The organism is Streptomyces sp. NPDC005181 (genome assembly GCF_040608395.1).
Classification (GTDB): domain Bacteria; phylum Actinomycetota; class Actinomycetes; order Streptomycetales; family Streptomycetaceae; genus Streptomyces.
This window is the reverse complement of sequence record NZ_JBEXID010000082.1, coordinates 23,459-29,458: the sequence shown is the minus strand read 5'-3', so window position 1 is coordinate 29,458 and position 6,000 is coordinate 23,459. Positions and strand designations below refer to the sequence as shown.

Here is a 6,000-nt window from a genome sequence, read left to right as displayed (position 1 = left end):
GGAGCGGCATTAATCACTTCTATTTGGTGTGCTTGGGTTATCAGCGTGTGGCATTACGCGACCGGGGCGCCCAGCACTACTGCGGCGGGGGGGGGGGGGGGGGGGGGGGGGGGGGGGGGGAACCGGGTGGACTCGAAGGTGTTGTGGGTCAGTCGCGGGAGCCCGGGATGACCAGGCCTGATTCGTAGGCTGTTACTACCGCTTGGGTTCGGTCGCGCAGGGCCAGTTTGGTCAGGATTCGGCTGACGTGTGTTTTTACCGTCTCCTCCGTGATCAGCAGGCGCCTCGCGACCTCCGGGTTGGACAGGCCCTCCGCCACCAGGCGCAGGACCTCGGTCTCCCGGGGCGTGAGTGCGGCGAGCGTTGCCGGGGGTGCGGGGTTCGGCCTGTGGTGCCGGCCGGCGAATTCGCTGATCAGGCGGCGGGTGACCGTCGGCGCCGGCAGGGCCTGGCCGGCCTCCGCACAGTGCCGTGGGCCGGGCTGGGGGTGCTTGCGGGATGGGCGGTGGCCGCGCTGCTCGGAGGCGGGCTGGCACTCAGGCTGCGGGACGTGTGAACCCCGGCGTCCTTCCGGCTACGCCACCTCGCGTGCTGCCGGGGCCCGGCGGCAGCGGCCGGCCGCGGACGCTGCCAGTCGGCCCAGCGCCTCCTGCTTCCCGCAGGGATACGCGCCGAGTGCCGTCTGGCGCGCCACGATCCGTCGTTCCGCCCGCATCAGACGCCATCCCCGCCGCAGCAGGAACGGCACCGACTTCCGGCCCTCGCGCAGATCCCGCAGCAGTCTGCGCCGGAATGTCGTCGTCGGGCGGCCGCGCAGGCACAGGGCGTCCGCCAGGACACCCAGGTCCTGGCACCGCTCCACTATCTCCGCCGCGAAGACGCCCTCGGCCACGAACAGCGGCGTGCGCTCGATGTGGAGTGCCCCGCGGTCGACCCGGGAGCTGGTGGAGATGTCGTACACCGGGACGTCGGTACGTCCCGTGCGGCACAGCTCCGTGATGGCGGCGACCGCGGCGTCCGCGTCCCAGGACTGCACGGAGTCCCAGTCGATGTCCGAACTGCCCGGGACCAGCGGCAGCGTGGGGTCGTCGCCCTCCTTGTAGAAGTCGTCCAGGCGCAGCACCGGAAGGTCGGTGCGGGCGGCCAGGGAGGACTTGCCGGAGCCGGAGGGGCCCGCGAGCAGCACGACGCGGGTCGGGATCGGTTGGGAACTCACGGGACACCAGTGTGGGGCATCGACCCGCGCAGGGAACCCCCCGGTGCCCGTGTTGGTATCCAGCATCACACCTCAACTACGCTACGTGCCCAGATGATTACTCGATCGGTACGATCAGGTGGGAACTCCATGGCACGTCATGCACTTTCCAGGTCCCGGCGCCGTGCGCTGCTGCGCGCAGGTCTGACCGTCACCGCGGTGGGCGCCGCGCTCGGTGCGGGGGGTGCGGCGGCTCAGGCGGCGCCGCTGCCCGTCGCGCCGGCCTCGGGCGCCGACAGCAGCCTCGGTGCGGTCGGCGGGGCGACCGGCGGTGCGGTGACCGGGGCGCTCGGGAACGCGGTCTCGCCCGTCACGCAGTTGCAGCTCGACCCGCTGGCCAACACGGGCGTGGACCCGCTGGCCAACGGGGTGGGCACGCAGGTCGCCGACTTCAAGCCGCTCTCCACGGGCGTCGCCACCGATCCGCTGACCAGCGGCGCCGCACTGAAGGACCTGCCGGTGGTGGGGCAGGTCACGGGGCTGCTGCACGGCTGATCCCGGCGCACAGGGCTGCGGCCCGCCTCTCCGCAGTGTTCCGGAGGGGCTGGCCGCAGCCGCGTCGGTCAGTAGGAGGAACCCGAGACGCCGAGCGCGCCCGTGGGGTGCCAGACCGTCTTGGTCTCCAGGAAGGCCGTCAGGCGGTGGGTGCCCGGGTCGGCCGACCAGTCGTCTCCGTCCACAGCCTGTGGACGAGCGGCGCCCTGCGCCTCCTTCTCGGGGCGGTGGCGGGTGACGGGTGGGCGGAAAACTCGCTTCAGGTTGTCCGCCGCCGCGATCTCCAGATCCTTCGCCAGTTCGGCGTCGGCGCCCGTGAGGTCGATCGCGTTGACGTCCTGGTGGGCGGCGAGCGGGGCCGCGAGCTCCGCCGTCTTCCCGGACAGGATGTTCACCACACCGCCCGGCAGGTCGGAGGTGGCCAGCACCTCGCCCAGGGACAGCGCCGGCAGCGGGGCGTCGGCGGACGCGATGACGACGGCCGTGTTACCGGTCGCGATCACCGGGGCGACGACCGAGACCAGCCCCAGGAACGACGACTCCTGCGGCGCGACGACCGTGACCACACCGGTCGGCTCAGGCGTGGACAGGTTGAAGAAGGGGCCCGCGACCGGGTTCGCCCCGCCCACGATCTGGCCGATCTTGTCGGTCCACCCCGCGTACCAGACCCAGCGGTCGATCGCCGCGTCCACGACGGCTGCCGCCTTGGACTTCGACAGCCCCTCCGCGTCCGCCACCTCGCGTACGAACTGGTCCTTGCGGCCCTCCAGCATCTCCGCGATGCGGTAGAGGATCTGGCCGCGGTTGTACGCCGTCGCGCCCGACCAGCCGCCGAATGCCTTGCGGGCGGCCACGACCGCGTCACGCGCGTCCTTGCGGGACGACTGCGGGGCGTTCGCCAGCCACTTGCCCTTGGAGTCCGTCACCTCGTACACCCGGCCGCTCTCGGAGCGAGGGAACTTGCCCCCGACGTACAGCTTGTAGGTCTTGAAGACAGTGAGTCGGTCAGTGCGCTCAGACATCGAGGTACGCCTCCAGGCCGTGACGGCCGCCTTCGCGGCCGAAGCCCGATTCCTTGTAGCCGCCGAACGGCGAGGTCGGGTCGAACTTGTTGAACGTGTTGGCCCAGACGACGCCCGCGCGGAGCTTGTTCGCCACCGCGAGGATGCGGGAGCCCTTCTCCGTCCAGATGCCGGCCGACAGGCCGTACTGGCTGTTGTTGGCCTTGGCGACCGCCTCGTCCGGCGTACGGAACGACAGGACGGACAGCACCGGTCCGAAGATCTCGTCGCGGGCGATGGTGTGCGCCTGGGTGACGTTCGTGAACAGCGTCGGGGCGAACCAGTAGCCGGACGAAGGGAGCTCGCAGGGGGCCGACCAGCGTTCGGCGCCCTCCGCCTCGCCCGTCTCGACCAGCGCCGTGATCCGGGAGAGCTGTTCCTGGGAGTTGATCGCGCCGATGTCGGTGTTCTTGTCCAGCGGGTCGCCGAGGCGCAGCGTGGACAGCCGGCGCTTCAGGGAGTCCAGCAGCTCGTCCTGGACCGACTCCTGGACGAGGAGGCGTGAGCCCGCGCAGCAGACCTGGCCCTGGTTGAAGAAGATGCCGGTGACGATGCCCTCGACGGCCTGGTCGATCGGGGCGTCGTCGAAGACGATGTTCGCGCCCTTGCCGCCCAGCTCCAGGGTGACCTTCTTGTCCGTGCCCGCGACCTGGCGGGCGATGGCCTTGCCGACCGCGGTCGAGCCGGTGAAGGCGACCTTGTTGACGTCCGGGTGCTCGACGAGGGCCGCGCCCGCGTCCCCGTACCCGGTGAGGATGTTCACGACGCCCTTCGGCAGGCCCGCCTGGCGGCAGATGTCCGCGAAGAACAGCGCGGAGAGTGGGGTCGTCTCGGCGGGCTTCAGAACCACCGTGTTGCCGGTGGCGAGCGCCGGGGCGATCTTCCAGGCCAGCATCAGCAGCGGGAAGTTCCACGGGATGATCTGGCCCGCGACGCCGAGCGGCCGGGGGTTCGCGCCGTAGCCGGCGTGGTCGAGCTTGTCGGCCCAGCCCGCGTAGTAGAAGAAGTGCGCCGCGACGAGCGGAAGGTCCGCGTCGCGGGTCTCCTTGATCGGCTTGCCGTTGTCGAGGGTCTCGAGAACGGCGAGCTCGCGGCTGCGCTCCTGGATGATCCGGGCGATCCGGAAGAGGTACTTGGCGCGCTCGGAGCCGGGCAGCGCCGACCACTTCTCGAACGCCTTGCGGGCCGCCTGCACGGCCCGGTCGACGTCCGCGGCGCCGGCCTGCGCGACCTCGGAGAGGACCTCCTCGGACGACGGGGAGACCGTCTTGAAGACCTTGCCGTCGGCCGCGTCGGTGAACTCACCGTCGATGAACAGCCCGTACGACGGCGCGATGTCGACGACCGACCGCGACTCGGGGGCGGGTGCGTACTCGAATGCAGATGCCATGGGGATCAGTCCACCGTCACGTAATCGGGGCCGGAGTAACGGCCGGTGCTGAGCTTCTGACGCTGCATCAGCAGATCGTTCAGCAGGCTGGAGGCGCCGAAGCGGAACCAGTGGTTGTCCAGCCAGTCCTCGCCGACCGTCTCGTTGACCAGGACGAGAAACTTGATCGCGTCCTTCGAGGTGCGGATGCCGCCGGCCGGCTTCACACCGATCTGCACACCGGTCTGCTCCCGGAAGTCGCGCACGGCCTCCAGCATCAGCAGCGTGTTCGCGGGCGTGGCGTTCGTCCCGACCTTGCCGGTCGACGTCTTGATGAAGTCCGCGCCCGCCAGCATCCCGAGCCAGGAGGCGCGGCGGATGTTGTCGTACGTGGACAGCTCGCCGGTCTCGAAGATGACCTTGAGGCGGGCATCGGTGCCGTCGGCACGGGCGCACTCGGCCTTCACGGCGAGGATCTCCTCGTACACCTTGAGATAACGGCCGGAGAGGAAGGCCCCCCGGTCGATCACCATGTCGATCTCGTCGGCCCCGGCGGCCACGGCGTCGCGGACATCCGCGAGCTTGACGGCGAGCGCGGCGCGCCCGGCCGGGAAGGCCGTCGCGACGGACGCCACCTTCACGCCGGAACCGGCCAGCGCGGTGACGGCCGTCGCCGCCATGTCGGGGTAGACGCAGACCGCGGCGGTATGCGGGGTCGTGCGGTCGGTCGGGTCGGGGTTGACGGCCTTGGCGGCGAGAGCCCGGACCTTGCCCGGGGTGTCCGCGCCTTCCAGCGTCGTCAGGTCGATCATCGAGATGGCCAGGTCGATCGCGTACGCCTTGGCCGTCGTCTTGATCGAACGGGTACCGAGGGACGCGGCGCGCGCTTCGAGGCCGACGGTGTCGACACCGGGCAGCCCGTGCAGGAAGCGGCGCAGCGCGCTGTCGGACGCGGTCGCGTCGGAGAGGGGGGTACCTCCCACGCGTTCGGCCGTGGTGGAGGGTGCAGTGGTGGGCATGGTCACCAGGGGAGCATATCTACGCGCGTAGCGGCCTGTACAGGGGGGCCCGGGTTCCGGGTTTGCGCGGGCACCCGAACGGTGGGTGGGCGCCCGCTCCGGCGAGGCCCCCGGGCATCAGGCAGAATCGGGCCCATGACGAGCCCCACGCCCCCTGCCGAGCCGACCTATGCCGACCGGACGTTCCGGTCGCCCGCCGGGCTGGTGGGCGGTGTGCTGCTGCTCCTGCTCGTCGGGTGGATCGGCGGCGACGCCGTGTTCCGGGGCGGCGGCCGGGTGCCGTGGCTGGCGCTGGCCGGGCTGGTGACGAGCGTGCCGCTGATCGTGGCGTTCACGCTGCGGCCGGCGGTGTTCGCGAACGACCGGCGCATCCGGATCCGTAACCCGTTCCGTACGATCACGGCGCCGTGGACGGCGGTCGCGGATGTGCGGGCCGGGTACTCCAGCGAGCTGTTCACGCAGGACGGCGAGAAGTTCCAGCTGTGGGCCGTTCCGGTGTCGCTGCGCCAGCGGAAGAAGGCGTCGCGGCAGCAGACGCGGAAGGCGCAGGACGATCCGTACGGGCGGACGTCGGTGCATGCGGATGTGCGGAACGCGAATGCGCGGATCGGCGGGGCCGACCATACGGTGCGGGACCTGCGGGAGATGGCCGAGCGGGCGGGGGACGGCGGCGCCGACGGCGCCGGGGCGGTTGTTGTCCGGTGGGCGTACGAGGTGATTGCACCGGCGGTCGCGGGTGCGGTGGCGCTTGTCGTGCTGTTCGTGGTGGGCTGAGCGCGCAGGCTGCGCGGCTGCTGCCGC

The 6,000-nt window shown here is 71.1% G+C and carries 6 protein-coding genes and 1 pseudogene; 2 read left to right on the top strand and 5 right to left on the bottom strand.

What is annotated here, in order from left to right:
• Window positions 1–148: 148 nt before the first annotated feature.
• Together ABZV38_RS32505 and ABZV38_RS32500 are read right to left on the bottom strand one after the other, a co-directional pair.
• Window positions 149–463 (bottom strand): annotated as a pseudogene (locus ABZV38_RS32505) (response regulator transcription factor); the annotation flags it as partial.
• 111 nt (window positions 464–574) lie between these two features.
• Complete coding sequence (locus tag ABZV38_RS32500; RefSeq protein WP_356332027.1) at window positions 575–1,282, bottom strand: uridine kinase; 708 nt, start codon at window positions 1,280–1,282, stop codon at window positions 575–577.
• Between the two features lie 63 nt (window positions 1,283–1,345).
• Between ABZV38_RS32500 and ABZV38_RS32495 the strand changes: the two genes are divergently transcribed.
• A complete protein-coding gene (locus ABZV38_RS32495; RefSeq protein ID WP_356332026.1) occupies window positions 1,346–1,750 on the top strand; it encodes a hypothetical protein in 405 nt (134 codons plus the stop codon).
• 68 nt (window positions 1,751–1,818) lie between these two features.
• Here the strand turns inward: ABZV38_RS32495 and ABZV38_RS32490 are convergent, their stop codons facing one another.
• The 3 genes from ABZV38_RS32490 to deoC are packed head-to-tail and all read right to left on the bottom strand — an operon-like array spanning window position 1,819 to window position 5,199.
• Window positions 1,819–2,772, bottom strand: a complete 954-nt coding sequence (locus ABZV38_RS32490) for an aldehyde dehydrogenase family protein (RefSeq protein WP_356332025.1) — start codon at window positions 2,770–2,772, stop codon at window positions 1,819–1,821.
• Entirely contained in the window at window positions 2,765–4,201 is a 1,437-nt protein-coding gene (locus ABZV38_RS32485) for an aldehyde dehydrogenase family protein (RefSeq protein WP_356332024.1), read from the bottom strand. The genes ABZV38_RS32490 and ABZV38_RS32485 overlap by 8 nt, the downstream gene beginning before the upstream one ends.
• Window positions 4,202–4,206: 5 nt before the next feature.
• A complete protein-coding gene (deoC, locus tag ABZV38_RS32480) occupies window positions 4,207–5,199 on the bottom strand; it encodes a deoxyribose-phosphate aldolase (protein ID WP_356332023.1) in 993 nt (330 codons plus the stop codon).
• A 135-nt stretch (window positions 5,200–5,334) separates the two neighbouring features.
• On the opposite strand from deoC, the gene ABZV38_RS32475 reads away from it, so the two are divergent.
• A complete protein-coding gene (locus tag ABZV38_RS32475; RefSeq protein WP_356332022.1) occupies window positions 5,335–5,973 on the top strand; it encodes a PH domain-containing protein in 639 nt (212 codons plus the stop codon).
• Window positions 5,974–6,000: the final 27 nt, after the last annotated feature.

Excerpts from the sequence above, each read along its gene's own strand:
- ABZV38_RS32475 (WP_356332022.1), top strand. The coding sequence starts at position 5,335 with ATGACGAGCCCCACGCCCCCTGCCGAGCCGACCTATGCCGACCGGACG.
- ABZV38_RS32485 (WP_356332024.1), bottom strand. The coding sequence starts at position 4,201 with ATGGCATCTGCATTCGAGTACGCACCCGCCCCCGAGTCGCGGTCGGTC.
- ABZV38_RS32490 (WP_356332025.1), bottom strand. The coding sequence starts at position 2,772 with ATGTCTGAGCGCACTGACCGACTCACTGTCTTCAAGACCTACAAGCTG.
- ABZV38_RS32495 (WP_356332026.1), top strand. The coding sequence starts at position 1,346 with ATGGCACGTCATGCACTTTCCAGGTCCCGGCGCCGTGCGCTGCTGCGC.
- deoC (WP_356332023.1), bottom strand. The coding sequence starts at position 5,199 with ATGCCCACCACTGCACCCTCCACCACGGCCGAACGCGTGGGAGGTACC.
- ABZV38_RS32500 (WP_356332027.1), bottom strand. The coding sequence starts at position 1,282 with ATGCTGGATACCAACACGGGCACCGGGGGGTTCCCTGCGCGGGTCGAT.